The organism is Halorubrum luteum, assembly GCF_054652935.1.
The window spans coordinates 1762169-1784705 of record NZ_BAAIGT010000002.1 but is presented as its reverse complement, the minus strand read 5'-3'; the positions used below and the strand labels follow the sequence as shown (position 1 = coordinate 1784705).

Here is a 22537-nt window from a genome sequence, read left to right as displayed (position 1 = left end):
TCGAGAGAGACATGTTACGACCCAATCGTGGCAGTTGACGCGAGTAGATCAGTAGCGAATGACCGGAGTACTTCGACATCTTCGGTGCGTAGGTCGCCACCGTTCAGGTGAGTGATGTCGTCAGCGATACCTGCTGTCGAATAACCGTTGGTTATGAGTAGACTGGTGATCGGAACGTCTGGGTCGTCAACAATATAGCCGTCGTAATGTGCAAATCGTCGGTAGGTAGCCAGCTCTTCTAATCCTTGCCGGAAGGTTTGAGCTGCGGATGAGAATTTGACCTCGCCGATAAGGACGGAGACGAGTTCGGCGTCCGAGGTGCTCGTGTCGTAGATTTCGATGACGATGTCGGGACGCCCTCGGTACAGAACGGGATCTTGATCGCTCCCAGTCAGCCCACGGAGTGCATCAGTATAGTCGACGAGCGCGTCCTGGTAACGTTTGAACGTCGGGTGTGTGGGTACAACGTCCGGGTCAAGGGTTTCGTGGAAGTCGATCGCGCCGTTCTGATCGTGGTAGACTTCGATGCGTCGATTGTCGGTTTCGAGTTGGGCCAGAGCAGCGCTTTCACCAGCGATTGGGTGCAGTTGGACGCCGGAATTTTCGTCGTTGAGATACCGGAGAGTGCGAAAGATGCAGAAGAGTTCGAATAACGTTGGCGTGGATGCTGGGATGATGAGCGTCTCGGTCAGGAGCTTGGTGATGTCCGGATCGAATCGATCCGATAGTAATCGCTGGTACCGATCGAGGAGTTCGTAGGCTTCCGTGTATAGGTCAAGGCGGGAGCGGCGGGCAGCCGTGAGATCTTGGTCGGTCACGGGGATTTGTTGCCCGGCAGCGATCCGGTTCAGGTGGACGTTCTGCTTGTAGAGTCGGTCAAAGCGGTCGATCTGGTCATCAGTCCAGTACTGGCGACGCCAGTCATACTCGACACCACGGAGATCAGTCGTAACGGTACGGTGGATGTGCCAGAGTAGGCGTTTCAGCACTCGGTTTTCCGCAATATCGTACTCAGTATATGGTGTATCGCAGACGAAGCGACTTCGATCAGCGTAGCCACTCTCTGACCACGTCCGCAGTGTCCCACTCCAATTGATGGAGCCTCGGACCTCACCTTGGGTAGTGACGTGCTCGCGTTGATTTTCGGTTTTGATCCGGCGGACACGTTCAGGGAGTTTGTTGATGAACTCGTGAACGTCTGCGTTCAGACAGAAATGAATGCGTTTGATCCGATCCCAGTCGTCGATGTCGAGGCCTTCGTAATCGAGTGATTCCGTTAGTGCACGTGTGTTGATCGCACCGCTTCGAAGATACGTAGCGAGTTCTTCGGTGGTGGCGTCGACGAGTTCGTCGGCAGTCAGGCTACGCGTCATCGTCGAAACTGATCCCGAAGAAGTCCGCAGCTTTCGTTTTCAACCGTTCCCCGTCCAAATCGAGGTCAATTTCCCCGTCTTCAGTATCTATCCCCGTACCAGTGAGCGACCGGATCAGTCGTTTTTGATCCTCGGGGCGCATCCCTTCGAGTTGGGGGTACACAAGTGAGACGACCGCAGATGAGAGCGCATCTCGCTGTGTTCCGCCGGCGTGCTCGTACGAGTCGAGGTATCGAATGATGTCGTAGACGATTGATGGACCGATCACGCGGTGTTCGTTGATACGCTGCCACAGAACCGCGATAGCCGGATATGACCTCTCAAGCACAGGACGAAGTCCGGGGTTATCGGCGAGCCATGCGGCCGAATAATTGTCGTCACCATCCGGGTCCAGAAGCGAGGTGCGGACTGCGCCGTCGTCGGTTGTCAGTGGTGGGACGCCGACGTGGATGAAATTGAACCGACGCATAAACGCATAGGACATCTCGTACAGCGAAGTTTTGTCGTACGTGTTCATCGTGGCGATGAGACGCCACGACGGCGTCACGGGGAACGCGTCCGGGTTCGCAATGATCTCTGAGAGTTTGCCCTCGCTTTCTTGTCCGGTCACGGAGAGCAGTTCGACGGTGCGTTCGCGTTCGTATGGAAGTTCCGTCGAGTCACCGGATAGCACCGAGAACAACTGACCGAACGCTTTGTCGATGTCCGACCGGTTGATTTCGTCGATGATGAGCCACTCGTTGACGATCCGATCCTGACGGAAGCACTTCAGGAACAATCGTGGTTCAAACAGGAGCTCCTGGCCGCCATCGCTCGTGGACGGGACGTACCCACCGATCGTGTCGAAGGCAGTCCATTCTGAGGTAGCCGTCGTGAATCGGTATCCATCGACTTGATCATGTATTGTCGCTCCGTCACAGACCGCTTTGGCGAGTTTGGTTTTCCCAGTTCCTGGCGGCCCGGTGAAAATAATGTGTTTGCCGGAGCGGAGCGAGGCTTCGATTTCGCGTCGCAACCGGGCGTCGTCTTCGAAGTAGAGCGTCTCTGGGATTTGCGCCTCGATCTGCGGTGGGGTGAGTTTCTGTTCAAATCGGTTGAGTGCCTCTTGACTGACGCCGTCTACTGCCGGCTCTTCTAACGCGAGGATGGTTTCGTACTCGTCTTTAGAGAGTGGGAACAGGCTGCCCCGTGCGCGGTTTGCAATCGGTGCTGCGTCTTCGAGTTCTGGAATCGCCTTCAGGTCTTCCCACTTGATGCCGTCAACGTGCCGATCGAATCGGATCCGAACACCAGCATCGGACGTGCTGTCTTGGGCAGTCGTGACTGTGTCCGTCTGCTCGGCTGTCGTTGCGCTATTTTCGTGATTGCGTTCCGGCGGGATTACTTCAGTTATGGTTCCTTCCGCGACGATCTTTTTGACCGGGGTTGATTCGTAGAAGAGAGCCCGGTCACCAGGTGCGGCTGATCTGAAGGCTTCGAAAAGGCGTTTCTTGTTCCCTTCATCGTTATACGCAGAATAGAACACATCGCCACCATCGACAATGTCGTCAACGGACCAGATAGACGGATTCGCAGTCAGCCAGAAGTAGTTCGTCGCCTCGGCTGGCGATACTAACAACTCAGACGTGTTGATACCGGCTGTCTCAAGCAGGTACCGGCCTGCTTCGGGCGTGAGGTGGCAAAGATACGCTTGAATAACGTTCCCGTTCTTGTCAAGTGGATACCGCTCTTGTTCTTTTCGCACCTCGGGCTTCTGTAGTTCCTCTCGAATTTCCGGTAGTGGGAGCGGTTCGTCAAGACTGGTTGTATCGACATCAACCCGATAATACTCGCCGCCTTCCATTTCGGTGAGTCGTGCTTCGGTCGTGACGACAGAGTACGCACGGATTGCTTGGTTAGTGTAGTGGAATACAATATCGCCTGTTTCGAGGACCGTCAGGTCGCGCTGCCACTTCGTATCCTGTGAACGGAGAAATTCATCGTTGAATTCGACCTCGCGGTTCTGGTTCACCCAGTAAAACGCGGCGTCGTCAACATCGACACCTGGTGTACTCTCAGTTTCAGCCGGTTCGCCCGAGTCAGGTTCTACCGGCTGTGCTGTCTCGATACCAAGCCGATCAGCAAGGTCAATCTCACCGTCTTTGTGCTTGTGGAAGGCGTAGTTTGCTACTTGGAAATCTGTTGCCCACTGCGGTACAGCGCTGAGATGGGATCGAACGTCGTGTGCTTCGAACAACTCCTCAACGATATTAATGAAGTCGTTGTAACGGCTTATAGAGGTCGTATTGGAATTCGGTGGGTCGTAATTCAGCGCAGTGAGCGTTTCTACTGCTCGATCGTTCAGAACAGCAAATGTTTCTGGGTCGATAGCTGCGAGTGCTTCAGTCGCGGCTGCCATCCCGAATCCAGGCAGCTCTAATACAGGTTCCAGTGTCCCGGACGTGACCGCCTCTTCGAACGTGTCTGCAACTTCGTCTGCCGTCAGATCCTCGAATATTCGGTCTGCCTTCCGATCTGCATACCGGCTTACGAACCAAGGTAACGTATCAAGCCATTCGGCAAAACGTCCACGAGATGGGTCGTCGAGGAACGTCTGTGCAAATTCCTGTCGGTATTTGATTTCACTCCAGTACTCATCCAGCTCATCAGTTGGTCGTGGAGAGTCCGATTCGGTGCCGTCTTGATTTACGAGATCCTGCCGTTCAATCCAATTGAAGAAGCTATCTAGGTGGCGGAAATCCTCTTCGAACGGGTAGGAATCTCGCACCGTCCGGAATTTCTCGGTATCTTCGACGTACTGGTCCAACTGTCCGGACATCGCATAGTCGAAGTATGTCTCCATTCCAGTTCGTGATCGGTCGTTACTGATAGGGTATTTTGTGGGATGGAGAAAATACAGGATCGCAGAGACGATACCGGCCTGAACTCGATCAATATCTAACGCAGCAAATTCCTCGATCGCATCGTCAATGGTTTCTTTATCATCGGCATCGATGACAGCGGCCAGAAACTCATAGGTCTCCTCTTCATAGCCTTCGATTGGCACCGAGTACGTCCCTTTCCCAACGATACCTGTCCCCTCATCGATGCGATTCTTGATTTCGGTCTTCGCAGCCGGATCGATCTCAAGATCGTCGATCCGCTCTTTCTTCATTCCCGGACTCAGCGCGTTGTCATTCTGACACAGATTGTACACTGTCCGCATCGCATACTCATCTATCTTGCCGGTGTCAACGATCGCACGTACAAGTGTCTGTACGGTCTCAGATGTGTTCCTGACGTGTGCTTTGTCCTGTTCCCAATCCTCTCGGGCGACGTACTCCTGTACGAGAGCGTCAAGATCAAGCGACGAGTCAGGTTCGCTCATTATTCACACACCGACACGTGGAGCTCATAAATGCGTGCCGGTGAACACACGTCAAGAGCAGTCGCTGCAACACGATGTCCCGATCCAGTTTACAGAATGCGAGGAGAATGCCCCGGGGCTTGACCCCGGGGTTGAATCCGACAACTCGTGATACAAACCATTAAATGAACACGTTTCTGATCAACAGACAGCGATGGAGTACAGTCACCGCTACCCTGCTTATCCGACACAAGAGGTAGCCGGTGAACTGGAACATCACATCGACATTCATCGCCAAGGGTACAACTACACCCGGTACGAGTACGTGGACGCCGACAACATCGGTTCCGCGTACAAACACCACTCTCGACTCCCCGACTGGAAAGACGAGTTCCCCGTCTTCTCAGAAGTCAACTCAAAAGCTCTGCAACGAACCGTCACACGGTTCTACCAAAACCTCGACGGCCTCTCCGAGCAGAAACAGAACGGTCGCAAGGTCGGGAAACTCAAGTGGAAGTCGCCGAGGGAGTTTCAGAGTATGACGTTTTCGCAGTCTGGCTTCGAACTCAAAAACACGAGTGGCCGACGTGCAACGCTCTGCCTCTCCAAAATCGGTGACATCAAAATCCGCTACCACCGCGACATCCCAGACGAAGCCGACATCAAAGAAGTCACAGTCAAAAAAGAGACGACTGACGAGTAATTCGTCTCCTTCGGCCTCGAAACCGACGACGCCGACCTTCCTGAGAAGCCTGACGTGTACGTGTTGGACGCGAGCAATAGCGTCGGGATTGACCTCGGTATCCTGAACTACATCCACACTTCGGATGGCAAGACCGTGGACTGGCTTGACCTTGAAGCCGAGTACGAACGACTCCAGCGCGAGCAACGCAAACTCTCACGGAAGGAGAAAAACTCGAATAACTACGAGAAGCAACGTCGGGAAGTTGCGAAGGTGAAGCGTCACATCAAGCGGAAGGTGCTGGACTACCAGCACAAGATCACGACGTGGCTCGTCCGTGAGTACGACGCCGTGTTCGTTGAGGAGTTGAACGTGAAGGGGATGCTCGAACAGTCGCACAACGCCCGCAACAAGCAGGATGCGGCGTGGCGACAGTTCATCACGCTCCTCGAATACAAGGCCGACCTGTACGGTTGTCACGTCGTGCAAGTCGAAGCAGAAGGAACGACGAAAGAATGTGCGTCGTGCGGTGTGGAGACGGCGAAGCCAATCTGGGTCAGGGAACATTCCTGTCCAAGTTGTGGGTTCGAGTGTGACCGGGATGCGAATGCGGCGATGAATGTTCTGAAACGCGGTTTTTCTGAACTAGGGCTGGGATGGCCCGAATCCACGCCTGTGGAGACTGCGCTCCCTACGGACACTACTACGGTGTCTGCAAAGCGCGTCGTTGAAACAGGAAGCCTCGGGGCTTGACCCCGAGGCGATTCACGAGAGGCTCTTGCCTAATCGAGTGAAGCGATTATTTGGTATGTGATAGGGACTGATACTGGCCGCTGAATCTAGAGGTTGTATGCAGCACAGAGGGGTTATTTAATTCACCTCTCATAGCCGAAATCTGTCGCTGACAGCAGGTTTGCGCGAATTCGGATAATTTTTCCGTTGTAAGCCACTCTAACACGGTGGAGACTGATTTTAAGCCACTTAGACTCGTATCACCAGCTATGCAACCATCAGTCCTCACCCGAGTATTGTGCCGGGCCGATTTAATGCGCGGCCAGATCACGTTACTGAAAGTGCTTTACGAACGGGATGAGCCAATCGGTCGTGGCGAACTCGCGGAGAAACTCCGAGGTGAACTACACCAAGACCCTGAGCGAAGCCTAACAGGTGTTCTGGGAGCCTTCGGCAAGCGGATCAACGCGACCAACGACATTCCGGGGAGCCCCGGCACTAAGACGTTCATCAAGCGAGAACGGATCAACGGTGAGACACATTATTCGTTGCGACCGGAAGCACGAGAAGCGATCAAGAATGTGCCCAGACTGATTGAAAAATTCGACGAACCCTGGAGCGATCTACTGGAACCAGACACCAAGATCAAGGTGAGTGATCTCTACCCCACGTCTGAGTAACGCTCTTCTGAAGTCGAAAAGAGAGCAGAGCTTTGGGGGAATATCAATACAGAGATGCTGTTAGCTAATGTTGGGGAAGCAGTTTTTGCACGGCCTTGATGCTGATTCTCTTGCCTCGTTTTCGTCAATAGCCGTGGCCTTGTCTCCAGCGCAAGCCTCGCTCTTGTGATAGATGTCACCGGGGTAGTCTGTCACTCTGTAGTATGACATAAGTACACAATTGGAAAGGTTCTTATTAAATCTGGTTTCACAACAACGACAAAGTCTAGATTGGGAAATCTGTCTGTCTTTTGTCTCTGTAGCATCGGTGTTCGGTTAAGCCCTATCCGACGGTTCTGAGTGTTTTGAACGTCGATCAATTTCATCGTGCACGCCCGACTCAGTCGATCTCAAAGCGCGGAAAATATTACTGAGAGTGTTAACCGAACACGAATGGTCTCTGTAGTCAAAATCAGGCGAAGGACTATGATCATGCTGAGTATGCGCTGTGTATTCAGCATTCGCCGTCCTAATGAGTCCTAGACAAGTTGGTTTCCAACAATGAATAGAGAACGTAAGTTGTGTTATCGCGGCGGTCAGGTCCGGATCTCACCGATGAAGAACGCGGTCGTGTAGGTGATCCGCAGAGCCTGTCCGACGGCGACACTGCCGAGTAGGACGGCGAGGATGGCGAGGAACCCGACGATGTCCACCGCCTCAATGAGGAAGCCGGGGTCGGCACCACCCCCAAGTACGTCGGTGATAACGGGTCCGAGAACTCCCACTCCGGCTATCACAGCGAGCCCGACCACGATGAGCCCGTACTCCAGCGCGACTCGGATCACGGTGAACCCGGCAACGGACGCCGGTGCGTCCCGAACGACACGGATGGCAACCTTCAGAGCGTCAACCGCGGGGTCTCCCTCGACGGCCACAGCGGGAAACAGGAACTGGGCGACCATCGCACAGCAGAAGTAGACGCCGCCGAACACGACCAAAAGAAGGCCGAATGCGGCGGCAGTGGCGATCTCGGGGAGAGCAACGGCGCTCGTCACGAGCGTACCCGCGATGACGAGCACGATCATGAGTGCGAACAGCACAAAGAACGCGGCGAGCCACAAGACGACGAGCAGCGCGTACGCGCCGAGCAGCGAGAGCCAGCGCTCTCGGACAAGGTTGACCCCGACTTCGGTCGATAGCGACCTGGTTGAGAGGCCGTGGTCGGCGACCGCGTACGCGGCTCCGAGACCGAAGGCTAACACGGGAATCCCCAGTATCCAACCGAGAATGGGAACCACGCTGATGACGACCGACGCGGTGAGTGCGATCATCCCGAGGGCCCCTACCACCGCGAGCGTGGCGGGCGTTCGATCGGCAAGTCGGCGAATGCTGCGGAGAGAGCTGAGTGCGGGTCCCATACGTCATCGTGCGTGACCGACACTGTAGAAGTTCGGATTGGAGCCGGAAACGGCCCCGATTACCGAGGTTGTGGTTGTCGGTTCGGTACGCCTCAGGTGGCCATGGTTGAATAGATCTTAGTGGACACGTACGTCTCGCCAGCCAAGCAAATGCGGCTAGGATAATGAGCAAAGAGCAGGTACCGACCGATCACTTCTCTGGGAATCAGCTGTTAGTCATACGATATTTTGTCATATAATTCAGCACAAGCCTCATGTCTGGATTGACGTGCTTCAACAGGGTCAATCCGTGTTTCTGCGGACGTTCTATCACTACACTAATCGGCACCCCCATATCATAGCTAGTTTCAAGATAGAAATATGATCTTGTGGCTGAGTTCAATAGAGCATAAATCAACAGTTCGTGAACCATCCGTGCCAAATCCGGAGCAGTTTCAACTCTTAGCGGATTCAAGTCGCTGTAATGCCCTGTGGTATTTGATTTGACGCTCAGCAGTTTCTTCAGTAACTTCTGAAAGGCGTGTGAGATCCATGTTGTCTTTGATGTCTGCCTCTTTGACGTGGCGAGCGATCTCGTTCTGTGCGCAGCGCGGAATAAATTCCTCAACGTACGCCTCACCCTTACGTTTCGTCAGCGCATCGACAGCGTCACGCACATCTGACCCGAATTCATCCTCAATACATTCGAGTTCGTACTCAGAATCCTCAACAACATCGTGAAGAACCGCAACGATCCGTTCCGTCTCGGAGTCCATCTGTTCCATTAGGCGAAGTGGATGTCGGATATAGGTCGCGCCCGCTTTGTCGGTATCACCAGTATGCGCAGTCAACGCGATTTCAATCGCACGCTCTAAATCGTTCATAATGGAAACTACACACGCATCAACAGTAGTTGGATAGCAGTTCCATGTCGAGACGATTTCGTAGCAGTCTCATAGATCGTTCACTACTGCTGAATTACTGTGTCGCTGGGGAGTCGCGGATCAACGGAATCGACAGATTCCGTGATCCGCACCGACGACAGTTCGCTACTCCGCCAGCAGCTCGTAGTCAAGAAGCTTGAGAACCGGCTGCTGCGACGCCAGATTACTGCACAACAACAGAAGATCGAACAGCTTGAGGCTCGCCTCAAGCAGTACGAAAATCCAAACACACCACCCAGTAGACAGGGTGGTGCGGCTAATTCACCAGGCGATGACGACCAAACCGAGGACGAAGACCAAGAACCTGATGAAGACGACGCTGGCGGCGACTCTGACGCCGCCAGCGACTCATCGCCTGGACGCAGCGAAGGTCACGAGGGAACAACTCGAACAGCACCTGAACCAGAAGAGACGATCCTCGTTGATCAGGGATTCTGTCCAGACTGTGAGCAAATCCTCTCTAGCCCTGATAGCTACGTTTCACGGACTATTATTGACGTACCGCTTCCTGTTCCAACCACTGTTACCGAGTACAAGCTCGGCAAACACCACTGTTCTTGTGGTAACGAGGTTGTTGCTGAGCATCCTGACTGTCCCGAAAAGGGGCGGTTTGGGCCAAATATCATGGCCCAAACCGCTCTCGGTCGGTTCCATCAACGACTGCCGAACCGGAAACAGGCCGAGCTGTTTGACTGGGACTTCGACCTTCCGATCTCTCACCGGACGATCTACAACTTGACTAAGCGGGTCGCAGCCGGTCTGCGACCCGCTTACGAGGATGTCAAAGAGAAGATTCGGGAGAGTGAGGTCGTCTACTGCGATGAAACAGGCTTTCCGGTCGATGGAGAACAACACTGGGCGTGGACGTTCGTCACTGATGACGAAGTGCTGTTTTGGGTTGATGAAAGCCGAGGAAGTGGAGTCTTAGAAGACGTCCTCGGCGAGGAATTCGCCGAGGACTCGACGCTCAGTTGTGACGGCTGGTCGGCGTATTCGAGTTATCACACGAAACTGCAGCGGTGCTGGGCGCACCTGTTGCGGGAGGCTGAGTACGTCGCTGAACGGTACGAGGAAGCAGAGCGGCTGTCTGAAGAGTTGCACGCACTCCACGACGATCTAACGACGTTCGTCGAAGGAGATCCGTCCGCTTCCGCCCGCGAGCAGAAGCGGGCGGAAGCATCCTTACACCTGGAGGGCCTGGTGAGGGAAGGTTACGAGGCCCAAGAGGTTCAGCAGCTGATCAAGAAGATCAGCAATGGCTTGGGTCACTGGCTGACGTTCGTGACCGAACGGGGTGTTGATTCAACGAATAATCGCGCAGAGCGGGCTCTGCGCGAGCAAGTAGTCCTTCGGAAGATGTTTCGGACCCTGCGTTCGGCAGAAGGGGTCCAGATTCACGAGACAATAACAACGATGTTGGCGACGTGGAAACGACGAGGACTTGATCCACCTGAACAGCTCCAGTCAATTCTGGGTGGGAGAGAACTTCGGTAAGGACGAGAGGCATCACTGAGCGGTGTATCTTTGTCTTGCTATCCAACTACCACTCCTGTACTTAAAAATAGATTTGGAAAAATACGGTCGCCGACCCTGGAGCGATTAGCGTGATATGTGGTTAATCTAAACTCTGAACCCCAGTAGAATCACCTTCCCCGAAGTCAGCGCTTTCCGATCGTGTCGGTTCACGTTGCCGCTGTTCATACGCTTCGGTCCATTCTTCGATGACATCACGACTCTCAGCACCGTGCTTGGTAATCCGTTTCCGAACCTGAATCAGCGCAGGCGTGTTCATTGCGTCACCAGACACGACCGCTTGCCCTGGAGTTAATCCAGGTAATTCACGGAGTACGTCTTCACCGGCCGCCTCGACGGAGTTTTTGATGGCATCCTGATCGTTCGGGTTCTGAATCTGCATCGAGATCTGCGTCCCACACTGTGACAGCACGTCTTGATCAATTTTCGATGGACGTTGGCTGATGATTCCGAGCCCGAACCCGAACTTGCGGCCTTCAGAGGTGATCGTCCGCATAATTCCGAGCGATGGTGCGTCACCCGAAGCTGGTGCGAATCGGTGTCCTTCCTCGAACAACGCGAAAATGGGGTGTTCGATGTCCGAGTCTCGACCCCGCACATCGTCCAGTCGTTCACGGTATAGTCGGCGGAGTAGAACCGTCGTGATGAGCTGTTGATCCCGCCGATTCAACGTATCCATCTGAAGAACGGTGCACTGTCCTGGGTCGACAATTTCGTCTAATGGGACGTTATCCGCAGGATCGAAGAGGTCGTTGCGCTGAATTGACCGGCGGAGTCGCCATTCTAACGCACCCACACTCGCGTCATCAGCACCGAATTCTGCTTCCATCTCTGTGATAAGCTCATCGACACCCCACGTGCGGCTTTCCCGATTCTGCATCGACCGCCATGCGGTCGACAGGCGATCCTGCATTCGATTGCTCGGATTATCCAGAATCGCCATCACGTCACCGATTTCCAGTTCGGAAATCCGGATACGGAGTCGTTCCGGGTTGAAAAATACGACATCTGGTTCATATCCGTCCTCGCTTTGGAATTGCTCCTCGCCTTGGATCTCTGACAGCGTGTCGTACTCGCCGTGCGGATCGAACACGAGCAGCGATGCTCGTGTGCTTGGCCGCATCATCTCCTCAATCAGGACAGACGCAGTGTAGGATTTCCCGCTTCCCGTCGAGGCGAGAATCGCCAAGTGCGTCGAGGCAAACTCCTTAATCGGGACATGGATGTTTGTCGCCTCTTGCTGTCGATTCAATAACCACCCGATGTGCGCGACACCGGGGAGTGCTGTGGCATCTGTTTCGACGGTTTCACACCCGAGGTTCGGAAGGACGGTTTCGAGCTGCTGATCGGGCGCGATTGACAACGGCGTCCCAGGGTCGGGAAGCTGCCGCGGGTTAGCGAACGTCGTCATCGTGGTATCGTAGTATCCAATCACCGTTGCTGTCAACCGGTACAGCTCCGTATCGTCGGTTGGGACACCGAGTGTCGCAGCGACTGTTTCCGGACCAACGTCAGGATCCGCGAGGAAACCCTCTGGAAGCCCTCGAATGAGTTCCCGGTTCGTGACGCGGGCGAACACTGACCGATCCTCGCCATCGACCGGGACGGTGTACGTAATGAATTCCCCCGTCTTGATTGAGCGGTCTGCTGGGGTTACAAAGACGAATTCGTTCGGATCGTCACCGGGACCAGCGACGGTGCCGACCACGTCGGTTCGCCCTGACATTATACCACCCCTCGGCGTTCTCGCGCCTGCCACTGGATATTCTGCTCAACCACGTCCAACACGCGCTGGTTCGGATCATCGTCCGGCAGCATGCCGCGCAACCGCTCAATCAGCGCAACGATGACCTCGGCACCGAGATCACCTGCGATGTCCACGAGGCGATCGATGTAGGCTAACTGGATCTGATCCTTGATGGTGTGAAAGTTAATAGTGACCTCATCTGGGCAGTGAAAGACGGTGTCTTCGACTTCCAGCGTCCACCGCGGCATCTGGTGAGTCGGTTCCGCAATCGTACGGTCCTCGGTAATGACAGCAGTGCCGAGCAGCGCTACGCCAGCGAGTGTTGTTCGTTCCTCGATGTAGCCGGGCGTGAACTGCGCCTGATCGTCTTGGGCTAATCGCGGCCCGGTGCGTCCTTGATCCGGGTCGACGAGTTGTGTGTCGTAGATGACGCCCATCACTGCGTGCTCAGTCCCGTCAATCGTCTTCTTGATGAACACTGGTTGTCCAAACTCGCGCTCGTGGAGTTCTGGTGGGCGGTCACAGTCGCGTTCTTTGAACACCTCGACGACGTAATCCAGATGGCTATTCGAGGAGACGATGCTGCCGATTCGGACGCACGAATCGACATCTGCGGACGCTGTCTCATGCGAGTTGTTTGTCATTGGTGTCGACCTCTTGTGTGGTGTGATAGTCGGACGGGCTGTGCTGCTGTTGGTCGTGTGATAGTGGGGCGTGTCATCGTCGGCGAAGTTCCTTGCTCAGGGCTTTGGCGTTCCATTCGAGCGGGATGTCGTTCGACTCGGCCCATCGCTGGACGATGCGGTGGAACTGTTGTCGATCCTGATGGTCGAGTACGGCGTCGCTATCGGCCTGCTGTAATATTTCCGGGTAGCCGCGGCCGATCCCGGCTTCCGCGCGCACGATTTCAACGGTGTATTCATACATTGACTCGTATCCGTCAGGACCGTCGCGGCGACACAACCATCCCGGGAATTCGATCCGGTCAAGTCCAGCGCCTGGCGGCACGTTCAGGTACGAAAATAGGATGTCGTCTCGGAACTCGTAGGGCTCGCCTTGGTATATCGTCTGAAGCGCGTCAACACTCCCGTCGCGCTTCGAGATGAACGGGATTGTCGTATCGCCCCACGGGCTCATCATCTCGGTCAGGACGTGTGCGTCTGGGATGACACGGTCGGTACCGAACTCCTCGCGTAGCAGGAGCCGCGTCATTTTCACCAACTCGGTCGCACTTGACCCCGCTACGTACCCGACCAGCGGAATCTCGTGGTGGTGGCTCGCTGCGATGATACGACTCAGCGTTGAGATGTACCGTTCACGTATTTCCGGCTTGAGCGGATTTGCGAACGACGCAATCAGCGGACCATCGTAGAATACGACCGGGGTATACTCAATCTCGCCGGCGTCACGAGCGGCTGCTAGGTCAACGAGTTGATCGATCAGGAGCGATCCCTCGTGCTCGAACCGATGATGACCGACGAATTGTGAGTCTACAAACCGGTAATCGCCATCGTCGGATTCCTGTGTCACCTCATCAGGCGTTAAAAGTCGTCCTTCGACACCGCGTTCGAGACGACCGTCGGGATGGTGGTAATTGGTCGCCCACGCTGCTTGTACGTACGCCAGCGGGACGTTGAAGCTGGTTGTGGGCGGGAGTTGTGATCCATCTACAGCCATCGCTGGCACATCTCGGAGAATTTCGCGGGCCCATTCGTTGACTTCCTCGTGGTTTTCCCATCCATCGCTCTCTGGATGCGGAACGATGAGACTCTCTACGTCGTCGAGCTCGTCGGTCGGATACGCTCCTGGGTACGACGTGTCCTGGAGTTCCGCCCGGATTTCCTCACTCGTCCATTCATCCGGCAGCCGTTGGAACGCGTCCTGATACCGCTCGACTATTCCCGTATCGTCTTCGAGATACGCTTTGATTGTGCCGACGTTCGATTCCAATTCGGCAGCAATGCCGTGTTTATCGATCGGCATTAATTAACGCGCACCTCTGAGGTCTGACGGTCTTTCTCGACGGTGATTGTGTAATCAGTCATCGAGTCGAAGGTTTCGTCATGGCTGATGACGGTGAGTTGTTCGAAGCTATCCAGTTGCTTGAGTTGCGTGACGAGATTCCGTTTCTTCTGCCGGTCGAGATTCGCTGTCGGCTCGTCAAGGAACGCGATCCCGACCGATGCCAGTTGTTCGAGAATGGCTAACCGAACTGCGAGTGCTGCCGCCATTTTCTCCCCGCCACTCAGTGTTGAGAACGACTTACGAACATCTGCATCATGGACGATGATTTCGTAATCGCTCGTCCATTCCAGCGTCTCCGCAGATGCCCCGCGAATCGACCGGAACAACTCGTTGGCCCGTTCACCGATCCGGTCGGTGATGATTTCCCGCATTTTCGGCCCGGCTTCTCGGACGTTCTCCCGCACCCACTCGGCGAACTGCTGATCGGCTTTCAGCCCCTTTAGTTGCTGGAGTTTCTCTTGGCGCTCGTCCAGCTTCGCCTCTAACCGGTCGATCTCGGCACGCGTCTCTTTCAGGTTCTGCTGTTTCTCACCAAGGGTTCCTTTGGCTTGGTCGATTTCGCTTCTAAGGTCGTTGATCGCCGAGTCGAGTGTCTCCAGTCGCTCTTCATCGAACGACGATTCCAGCTTCTCTAATTCTTCTTTCGTCTCGTCGAGTTCCGCTTCGAGTTCCTCAAGTTCACCTTCTAGGCGTTCGACCGTTTCCTGCCGTTCTTCGACTTGTGACGCCTGCTGCTCGTACTGCAGATACGTGTTATACCCTGACTCCGTCTCCGCAAGCGTTTCCTCGACCTCTGCCAGCTCATCATCCAATCCCTCGAAGGCTTCCAACTCATCCTCGATTTCTTCAAGGGCCGCCTGTTCGTCTTCCAACTCAGCCTGCTTTTCCTCTAACTGTTCAGGAACGTCAGAATGATCTTCAACTCGGAATTCAGCGGTCCGATACTCATCATATGCGTCCTCTAAGCCATCTCGCTCGGTTTTCAGCTCCGGTACCTCTTCTAACTCGTCTTCCAACTCAGATAGCTCCGCTTCCGTGGTTACTTTCTCCGTCCGCAGTTCATCGAGGTCAGCTTCTAGCGATTCGATTTTCTCCCGGTGAACAGGCAGTTTATCAAAACGCTGTTTCACGTCCTTCGCTGCGTCGCGCCGCTCACGCAACTCATCGAGCTCTTCTCCAAGCTCAGTGCGTTCTGCCTTGATTTCCTCGATGCGTTGATCACGCTGCTCAATCGTCTCCGACCGGTGCTCTTCGTCTAATGGCCGGTCACACGTCGGGCATGGTGCATCGACTTCGGTGTCACGCAACCGTTCTAACTGCTCTTCCAACCGCTCACGCTCGCTCGCAAGTTGCTTCCGTCGCGCTTCTCGCTCGTTGATCTCCTCATAGATGTCATCCGGATCCGTCGTCGCTTCCCACTCATCCTCAATCTCCGCAATTGTCTCTTCCACCGACTCAATCTCACCCTCTGTCTCTTCAATCTCCCCGGCTAACCGCTCGATCTCTTCTTCTAATTCCTCAACCTCATCTTCACGATCCTGCAGTGAGGTAATCTGCTCCTCAAGTTCCTCATACCGCTCTTTCTCCTCTTTATGCGACTCCAGCGTCTCCTGTGCGTCTTCCAACTCCTCTAGGTCCTCTTCGAGCTGTTCCACTTTGAGCTTGATTTCCGTGATCTCCTGTTCTTGCTCAGTTTTCTGCTCTTTCAGCTCGTCACGCTCTGCTTCTCGTTCTTCTAACTCTTCTTGATGTTCACGGGCTTGCTTGTACTGCTCGTACTCTTCACGATGTTCCTCGCATTTCTGCTGAGCCTCTTCGGCGTCTGCGAGCTCTCGTTCTGCCGTTTCTAACTCTCGCTCAGTTGCCTCGATCTCTTGACGGAGAGAATCCGTCTCCTGCTGGAGCTGTTCGATTTCTTCTTGGGTTTCTGCCAACCCATCGTACTCGTCTTCCTTTACAGACAGCTCACTGGTTTTCCGATCGATTTCCGACTGAAGGTCGTCCACTTGGTCAGCTAGTGACTCGGCTTCCGAGCGCTCGTCTGGCAGATCCTGTACCGCTCCAGTCAGCGTATTAATGTCTCCCCGGAGATCCTGCTGTTGCTTCTCGATCGCATCCGGTACGTCCTTCAAGACGTTCCACGAGTCTTCGTAGGCATCTAGGTCCAGCAATGCGTCGAATGTCTGCGTTCGATTTGCCGCGGTCTGGGCGAAATCCGAGAGGAACCGTGTCTGCGGGACACCGATACACGATTCCCACAGGCTCCGTAACTCATCACCATCCGCAACATCGAACCGTGCACACAGCCAGCGAATCAATTCTGATTTAGAATCGATGTCCTGGTCGATCCACTCGTCGGCCTCGAACTCATACCGATGCACCGCGTAGCCCGACCGGCCAGCTGACCGTGTGACTCGGAACCGCTGTGTTCCGTCGGCCGTATCCTGCTCGAACGTCACCTCGACAGTCCCCACACTCTCGCCTTCTCGGACGAAGTCCTTGTTGTTGAACGGCAGTGAGTCGAACAACGCGAACCCGATCGCTTCCTGAATCGTCGATTTCCCCGCACCATTCTCACCAAGAATCGCCGTGACCCCGCCCTCAATCGGAACGACTGTGCGGCCCTCGTAGGACTTGATGTCCGTCAAAGCGACCTCTATGATACGCATTATTCACTCACCCCCATTGCCTCATCGGCCTCTGCAGGCGACTCACCATCTATTGGCTCACCAGGTGACTCAGAACCCTTGGTATCGTCGAATGGATCCTCGTCTATGTCCAGCACGACATTGTCGGTTAGCTCCGGGAACAAGTCTCGCCGTGCTGAACTAATCGATTCTTGGATGTCCTCGACTGCTTCTTCGGCCTGCGCCATCTGATGCGCGTTGCCGAGTACATCAGCGACATCCGACGCGTGCTCAGCATATATCGATTCCTTGGCGATCGTCTCGAACACCCGGTCTTCTAACACCGCCGTGTTCAGCTTCCCGTCCTTGAACACGTCTTCCTCATCGATTTCCGAGATGAGTTGCTGAATGTTCGCCGTTCGAATCCCCATATTCACCTGCACGTACAACGCGTCCCACGTATCTTCCAGCCACGCGGACAACTCGTCTGTCCGGAAATCCCCGCGACTGAACTGCAGTGTCCCGGTAAAGCGGAGATCGACGATCGGCGCTCGTGGCTCACCGTTCGCCGTAAACCGCTCCTGTGAACAGTACTCCGTCATCGCAGACTGCTCGTCCTGCGCGTGTTCCTTGAACGCCGTTTCAAGCTCTCCCGGGGACTCGTGTGGGGTCACATCAAACTCAACCCGGTAGTACGGCCGGCGCTTCGTCGGGTGATGCGCTACGTCAAACCCGATCCCGCCACCACCCGATGCCGACCCATCGGTGTCGAGCGTGACCGAGTAATACCCGTGCTCCCAGTCGTCCCGGCCTTCTCGCGTGTTGTGTGCTTCTGGCGATCCGGGATTGTAGATCCAACCAGCCGCCTCGTACCGCTTGTGGATATGCCCGAGCGCTAAGTAATCGACCTGCTCTTTCACGTCGCGGAGCTCCGCGTGTGTCACCGTCCCGCCGAGTGTCGGCACCTCGTCTTCCATTCCGAAATGCGCCAACAGCACGGTGACTGCCGGCTCACCGTGCATCTCATTTGTCTCCCGGATTCCGTCCGCTACTTGCTGGAGTGCTTGGCCGGTCTTCGCACCGCGCCACTGCAGCCCGAACACGCGTACCGGCCCGTCAAACGCGTCAACATCGATGTCGTAGAACCCAGCTGACTGCCCCGGTTCGTTCGGCTCATACGGGTTGAACCACGCTGTCTCCGGATCCGCAGTCAACTCAGCCTGTAGGAACACGATGTGGCCCCGCTGGTGCAGGTAATTCAACCACGTCACATCCCGGGGAGTCAGGTTCTCGTCGTGATTCCCACGCGATACCAACACCGGAACGTCGTCCGGCACGCGCGCCAGCTCCTGCTCCGTCTGATGCAGTACCTTGGGGCGAAGATCCCGTGAATGGAACAGGTCTCCGGGCAATAGGATTGCATCAGTGTCGTGTTTGGTAATCATCTCGTCGAGCGCTGTCCGCAGTGTGGACACCATGTCATCTTCGCGCTGCTTTACGCCGTACTGTCGGTGGCCGAGGTGTGTATCCGCGATGTGTGTTAAGGTGAGCATGTAGTTGGATAGCAAGACAAAGATACACCGCACAGTGATGCCTCTCGTCCTTACCGAAGTTCTCTCCCACCCAGAATTGACTGGAGCTGTTCAGGTGGATCAAGTCCTCGTCGTTTCCACGTCGCCAACATCGTTGTTATTGTCTCGTGAATCTGGACCCCTTCTGCCGAACGCAGGGTCCGAAACATCTTCCGAAGGACTACTTGCTCGCGCAGAGCCCGCTCTGCGCGATTATTCGTTGAATCAACACCCCGTTCGGTCACGAACGTCAGCCAGTGACCCAAGCCATTGCTGATCTTCTTGATCAGCTGCTGAACCTCTTGGGCCTCGTAACCTTCCCTCACCAGGCCCTCCAGGTGTAAGGATGCTTCCGCCCGCTTCTGCTCGCGGGCGGAAGCGGACGGATCTCCTTCGACGAACGTCGTTAGATCGTCGTGGAGTGCGTGCAACTCTTCAGACAGCCGCTCTGCTTCCTCGTACCGTTCAGCGACGTACTCAGCCTCCCGCAACAGGTGCGCCCAGCACCGCTGCAGTTTCGTGTGATAACTCGAATACGCCGACCAGCCGTCACAACTGAGCGTCGAGTCCTCGGCGAATTCCTCGCCGAGGACGTCTTCTAAGACTCCACTTCCTCGGCTTTCATCAACCCAAAACAGCACTTCGTCATCAGTGACGAACGTCCACGCCCAGTGTTGTTCTCCATCGACCGGAAAGCCTGTTTCATCGCAGTAGACGACCTCACTCTCCCGAATCTTCTCTTTGACATCCTCGTAAGCGGGTCGCAGACCGGCTGCGACCCGCTTAGTCAAGTTGTAGATCGTCCGGTGAGAGATCGGAAGGTCGAAGTCCCAGTCAAACAGCTCGGCCTGTTTCCGGTTCGGCAGTCGTTGATGGAACCGACCGAGAGCGGTTTGGGCCATGATATTTGGCCCAAACCGCCCCTTTTCGGGACAGTCAGGATGCTCAGCAACAACCTCGTTACCACAAGAACAGTGGTGTTTGCCGAGCTTGTACTCGGTAACAGTGGTTGGAACAGGAAGCGGTACGTCAATAATAGTCCGTGAAACGTAGCTATCAGGGCTAGAGAGGATTTGCTCACAGTCTGGACAGAATCCCTGATCAACGAGGATCGTCTCTTCTGGTTCAGGTGCTGTTCGAGTTGTTCCCTCGTGACCTTCGCTGCGTCCAGGCGATGAGTCGCTGGCGGCGTCAGAGTCGCCGCCAGCGTCGTCTTCATCAGGTTCTTGGTCTTCGTCCTCGGTTTGGTCGTCATCGCCTGGTGAATTAGCCGCACCACCCTGTCTACTGGGTGGTGTGTTTGGATTTTCGTACTGCTTGAGGCGAGCCTCAAGCTGTTCGATCTTCTGTTGTTGTGCAGTAATCTGGCGTCGCAGCAGCCGGTTCTCAAGCTTCTTGACTACGAGCTGCTGGCGGAGTAGCGAACTGTCGTCGGTGCGGATCACGGAATCTGTCGATTCCGTTGATCCGCGACTCCCCAGCGACACAGTAATTCAGCAGTAGTGAACGATCTATGAGACTGCTACGAAATCGTCTCGACATGGAACTGCTATCCAACTACCAGGAGTGGTCCCATGTGTGAAGTCAGTCACCAAACAGGACTATGATACGATGACCGCTCAACGAAACCCCGTTGAACAAGCCGTACAGCGAATTAAAAGGCCAGCAGCGTGAATTCCTCTACGCCCCCGATTCCCGTGTATGAAGCGCCAGGTGTTGGAGTTTAGAAACCTGTGCTAACCCTCTGTGGCTTTATGAAATGCTGCCTGGGCCTCATCCCAGTCTGGGTCCACATAACTTAGTGTCGTATCCATTGAGGCGTGGCCCGCCATCATGCGGATGAAATTCAGATCCATGTCGGTTTTATTGGCCAATTGTGTGATGCGGCTATGTCGGAGTCTGTGTGCCGTGTATAGCCATTGTTTCACGCTACCATCAGCCTCTCTAGTCAGCGGCTCCTGAATTTCTGCGTTGTGCGCTGCTTCCTTCACGATTCGGCTAATATAGGACGGCTCAAGCTGGTCACCCCTTTCGCCAATAAACAGGTACGGGGATTCCCCCTCTCGTATTGATCTCCATCTGTGCATCAGATAATCGATGTTCGGTTCCCACCAGACGTGTCTATAGTATAGATCCGGGTGATCTCTTCGATTGAGCTTCGCAGATCGCAATTCAATATCCCTGTCGTCCCACGAGATATTATCGATTCGAATCCGACTCAATTCGTCGCTCCGAACGGCTGTCTGCCAAAGAAGACGGCAGATGAGTTCATTTCTGGTTTTCGTGAAATCCTTCTTACCGGGCACGTTTTCGAAGATCGGTTTGAGCTGTTCAAAAGACGGAGCAATGATGTCTTTTCGACCATCGAGATCAAGAACTCGGTGGTACTCACTCACATTCTTTATGTTGTGATCCTTTGGGAGACTGATGTCGGCTGTCGGATTATCAAGCTCAAATTCTCTCGACGGGTCATTGATGAGAAAATGGTAATACTTGGAAACAGAATAGAACCGACGAGTGATCGTTGTATCAGCGTATTCGTCTCTGATCATTCCTCGAATATATGCGTTGACGGTTCTCTTGTCAGCTGCAGCCGGATCAACATCTTCTTCAAGACACCAGTAAAGCCAAGCCTTTACTCCATCTTTCAACCGATCCGTCGTTGTCTGTTTCTTACTCGTGGCTGTTATCCACCCGCTGTAATCGTCATATAGTTCCTTGTACTTCCCAGAAAGTTCACGCTCTGATGTGAACTGTGCTTTGTCGTTCCTTTTCATATAGACCACCTAGTGATCAATTTGCTCATCGGACTGTTGATCTGACTGGTGCTGTTCCAAAAAATCAAAGTCCGGAACTGTATCGGGATCACGGACAAACCATCGCCTTTCACCGTCGTCAATGGTGCTCTCAACGAGAGAACCTGTCTCGGCCTGTTCCAAAAAGATGAGTGCTTGCCGCACCTGATGGGTCGGTTTGTCGAGTGCGTCTGCAAGATCTTCTGCGCGCCCGGTAATCTTGGCCCTGATCCGAGCTAAGGTATTTTCACCACTCTCCGAATGGCCAGGTTCAAGAAAATCATCCGGAACTTCCCGAAGCTGGACTGAGAACCCCTCTTGTAGCGATGGAAACTGGATTTCACTCTGAAGATGAGGTAGCAGATCGTGGCAGCGATGGGCTAGTTTCATAACCTCATCACGATTGAGTTCCGATTCTGGTTCTTCGCTAGAGTGCAACGCCAGTTCATCAAGCTTCTGCTCAATTACGGACAACCTGTCGGTGACTTCAGTCACGCCCTCTTCCAACTCCGAGGTATCAGTCTCCGCTCCAGAATGATGTTTGTCTTTTAACACCCACGTATCATCGATCGTGTTGTCGACGGCGTGTTTAATCAGGCCAGTCAGATTACCATGGTGATGCTTCTCTGCATATTTGAGCCACTCCTTCTTTTTTTGAGGTTCAATCCTGATTCGGATGTGCGGAGAAATGTCTTCTAAGTCTTCTTCGTCGGGGGGCATGGGAAGCCGTTAGAGGGCTTCCCAATTAAGTGTTCACACTGTGTTCACTCGTTGCCGAACATCTGGCGCATCATCGATAAAATGGTTACCCCGTTGGGAACCCAACGGGCTCAGATCCTCTTTTCAGAAATATACGATTTCGGTCAACGCTGCGCCCCAGTATCCTCGCGTTGTGTGGGTGTGAGGGTACAGATATACGGGCAGTTTCGATAAATCATCTCCATATTAATTTTCGAGTTAATTTGTGAGTTAACCTATAGGTCAATATATCACTCACGTCGTGAGTGACCGGTGTGCTCAAGACCTATTCATCAGCGGAATTAGTGCACACCGCGGCTTACGGTGTGTGGGCGGTATCAGCACCGGGCTTCTGAGAACTGAAGAGA

Annotated in this window: 14 protein-coding genes and 1 pseudogene; 3 read left to right on the top strand and 12 right to left on the bottom strand. The window is 54.4% G+C overall.

The annotated features are described in order from the left end of the window. Positions 1-14 precede the first annotated feature (14 nt). Together ACYQ0R_RS08805 and ACYQ0R_RS08800 are read right to left on the bottom strand one after the other, a co-directional pair. Complete coding sequence (locus ACYQ0R_RS08805; protein WP_459822552.1) at positions 15-1373, bottom strand: hypothetical protein; 1359 nt, start codon at positions 1371-1373, stop codon at positions 15-17. After that, on the bottom strand, positions 1363-4740 hold the full coding sequence (locus tag ACYQ0R_RS08800; protein ID WP_459822549.1) for an EVE domain-containing protein: 3378 nt from the start codon (positions 4738-4740) through the stop codon (positions 1363-1365). The genes ACYQ0R_RS08805 and ACYQ0R_RS08800 overlap by 11 nt, the downstream gene beginning before the upstream one ends. A 193-nt stretch (positions 4741-4933) precedes the next feature. On the opposite strand from ACYQ0R_RS08800, the pseudogene ACYQ0R_RS08795 reads away from it, so the two are divergent. Together ACYQ0R_RS08795 and ACYQ0R_RS08790 are read left to right on the top strand one after the other, a co-directional pair. Beyond that, a pseudogene (locus ACYQ0R_RS08795) lies at positions 4934-6154 on the top strand (RNA-guided endonuclease InsQ/TnpB family protein). Positions 6155-6402: 248 nt separating this feature from the next. Beyond that, complete coding sequence (locus ACYQ0R_RS08790; RefSeq protein ID WP_459822546.1) at positions 6403-6813, top strand: hypothetical protein; 411 nt, start codon at positions 6403-6405, stop codon at positions 6811-6813. A gap of 575 nt (positions 6814-7388) precedes the next feature. Here the strand turns inward: ACYQ0R_RS08790 and ACYQ0R_RS08785 are convergent. Together ACYQ0R_RS08785 and ACYQ0R_RS08780 are read right to left on the bottom strand one after the other, a co-directional pair. Further along, positions 7389-8210: a DUF7847 domain-containing protein gene (locus tag ACYQ0R_RS08785; protein WP_459822543.1), complete on the bottom strand. Its 822-nt coding sequence runs from the start codon at positions 8208-8210 to the stop codon at positions 7389-7391. Between the two features lie 434 nt (positions 8211-8644). Then, complete coding sequence (locus tag ACYQ0R_RS08780; RefSeq protein ID WP_459822541.1) at positions 8645-9073, bottom strand: HD domain-containing protein; 429 nt, start codon at positions 9071-9073, stop codon at positions 8645-8647. Positions 9074-9172: 99 nt separating this feature from the next. On the opposite strand from ACYQ0R_RS08780, the gene tnpC (ACYQ0R_RS08775) reads away from it, so the two are divergent. Next, on the top strand, positions 9173-10627 hold the full coding sequence (gene tnpC / locus ACYQ0R_RS08775; protein WP_459820641.1) for an IS66 family transposase: 1455 nt from the start codon (positions 9173-9175) through the stop codon (positions 10625-10627). Between the two features lie 121 nt (positions 10628-10748). On the opposite strand, the gene ACYQ0R_RS08770 is transcribed toward tnpC (ACYQ0R_RS08775), so the two are convergent. The 8 genes from ACYQ0R_RS08770 to ACYQ0R_RS08735 all read right to left on the bottom strand — a co-directional run bounded on the left by ACYQ0R_RS08770 (position 10749) and on the right by ACYQ0R_RS08735 (position 22151). Further along, positions 10749-12392: an ATP-binding protein gene (locus ACYQ0R_RS08770; protein WP_459822539.1), complete on the bottom strand. Its 1644-nt coding sequence runs from the start codon at positions 12390-12392 to the stop codon at positions 10749-10751. After that, the gene (locus ACYQ0R_RS08765; protein ID WP_459822537.1) at positions 12392-13057 is read right to left on the bottom strand and encodes a DUF8166 family protein; all 666 of its coding nucleotides are present in this window, start codon (positions 13055-13057) and stop codon (positions 12392-12394) included. Before ACYQ0R_RS08765 ends, ACYQ0R_RS08770 begins: the two co-directional genes overlap by 1 nt. Positions 13058-13130: 73 nt before the next feature. Then, positions 13131-14396, bottom strand: a complete 1266-nt coding sequence (locus ACYQ0R_RS08760; protein ID WP_459822534.1) for a DNA double-strand break repair nuclease NurA — start codon at positions 14394-14396, stop codon at positions 13131-13133. Beyond that, positions 14396-17107, bottom strand: a complete 2712-nt coding sequence (locus ACYQ0R_RS08755; RefSeq protein ID WP_459822531.1) for an AAA family ATPase — start codon at positions 17105-17107, stop codon at positions 14396-14398. Before ACYQ0R_RS08755 ends, ACYQ0R_RS08760 begins: the two co-directional genes overlap by 1 nt. Next, positions 17107-18633: a metallophosphoesterase family protein gene (locus ACYQ0R_RS08750; protein ID WP_459822528.1), complete on the bottom strand. Its 1527-nt coding sequence runs from the start codon at positions 18631-18633 to the stop codon at positions 17107-17109. The genes ACYQ0R_RS08755 and ACYQ0R_RS08750 overlap by 1 nt, the downstream gene beginning before the upstream one ends. Positions 18634-18668: 35 nt before the next feature. After that, positions 18669-20123 (bottom strand): IS66 family transposase, encoded by a 1455-nt coding sequence (gene tnpC, locus ACYQ0R_RS08745; RefSeq protein WP_459820641.1) that lies wholly within the window; start codon positions 20121-20123, stop codon positions 18669-18671. Positions 20124-20372: 249 nt separating this feature from the next. After that, positions 20373-21413: a tyrosine-type recombinase/integrase gene (locus ACYQ0R_RS08740; RefSeq protein ID WP_459822526.1), complete on the bottom strand. Its 1041-nt coding sequence runs from the start codon at positions 21411-21413 to the stop codon at positions 20373-20375. 9 nt (positions 21414-21422) lie between these two features. After that, positions 21423-22151: a hypothetical protein gene (locus ACYQ0R_RS08735; RefSeq protein ID WP_459822523.1), complete on the bottom strand. Its 729-nt coding sequence runs from the start codon at positions 22149-22151 to the stop codon at positions 21423-21425. Between the last annotated feature and the right edge of the window lie 386 nt (positions 22152-22537).

Excerpts from the sequence above, each read along its gene's own strand:
- ACYQ0R_RS08805 (WP_459822552.1), bottom strand. The coding sequence starts at position 1,373 with ATGACGCGTAGCCTGACTGCCGACGAACTCGTCGACGCCACCACCGAA.
- ACYQ0R_RS08800 (WP_459822549.1), bottom strand. The coding sequence starts at position 4,740 with ATGAGCGAACCTGACTCGTCGCTTGATCTTGACGCTCTCGTACAGGAG.
- ACYQ0R_RS08790 (WP_459822546.1), top strand. The coding sequence starts at position 6,403 with ATGCAACCATCAGTCCTCACCCGAGTATTGTGCCGGGCCGATTTAATG.
- ACYQ0R_RS08785 (WP_459822543.1), bottom strand. The coding sequence starts at position 8,210 with ATGGGACCCGCACTCAGCTCTCTCCGCAGCATTCGCCGACTTGCCGAT.
- ACYQ0R_RS08780 (WP_459822541.1), bottom strand. The coding sequence starts at position 9,073 with ATGAACGATTTAGAGCGTGCGATTGAAATCGCGTTGACTGCGCATACT.
- ACYQ0R_RS08770 (WP_459822539.1), bottom strand. The coding sequence starts at position 12,392 with ATGTCAGGGCGAACCGACGTGGTCGGCACCGTCGCTGGTCCCGGTGAC.
- ACYQ0R_RS08765 (WP_459822537.1), bottom strand. The coding sequence starts at position 13,057 with ATGACAAACAACTCGCATGAGACAGCGTCCGCAGATGTCGATTCGTGC.
- ACYQ0R_RS08760 (WP_459822534.1), bottom strand. The coding sequence starts at position 14,396 with ATGCCGATCGATAAACACGGCATTGCTGCCGAATTGGAATCGAACGTC.
- ACYQ0R_RS08755 (WP_459822531.1), bottom strand. The coding sequence starts at position 17,107 with ATGCGTATCATAGAGGTCGCTTTGACGGACATCAAGTCCTACGAGGGC.
- ACYQ0R_RS08740 (WP_459822526.1), bottom strand. The coding sequence starts at position 21,413 with ATGAAAAGGAACGACAAAGCACAGTTCACATCAGAGCGTGAACTTTCT.
- ACYQ0R_RS08735 (WP_459822523.1), bottom strand. The coding sequence starts at position 22,151 with ATGCCCCCCGACGAAGAAGACTTAGAAGACATTTCTCCGCACATCCGA.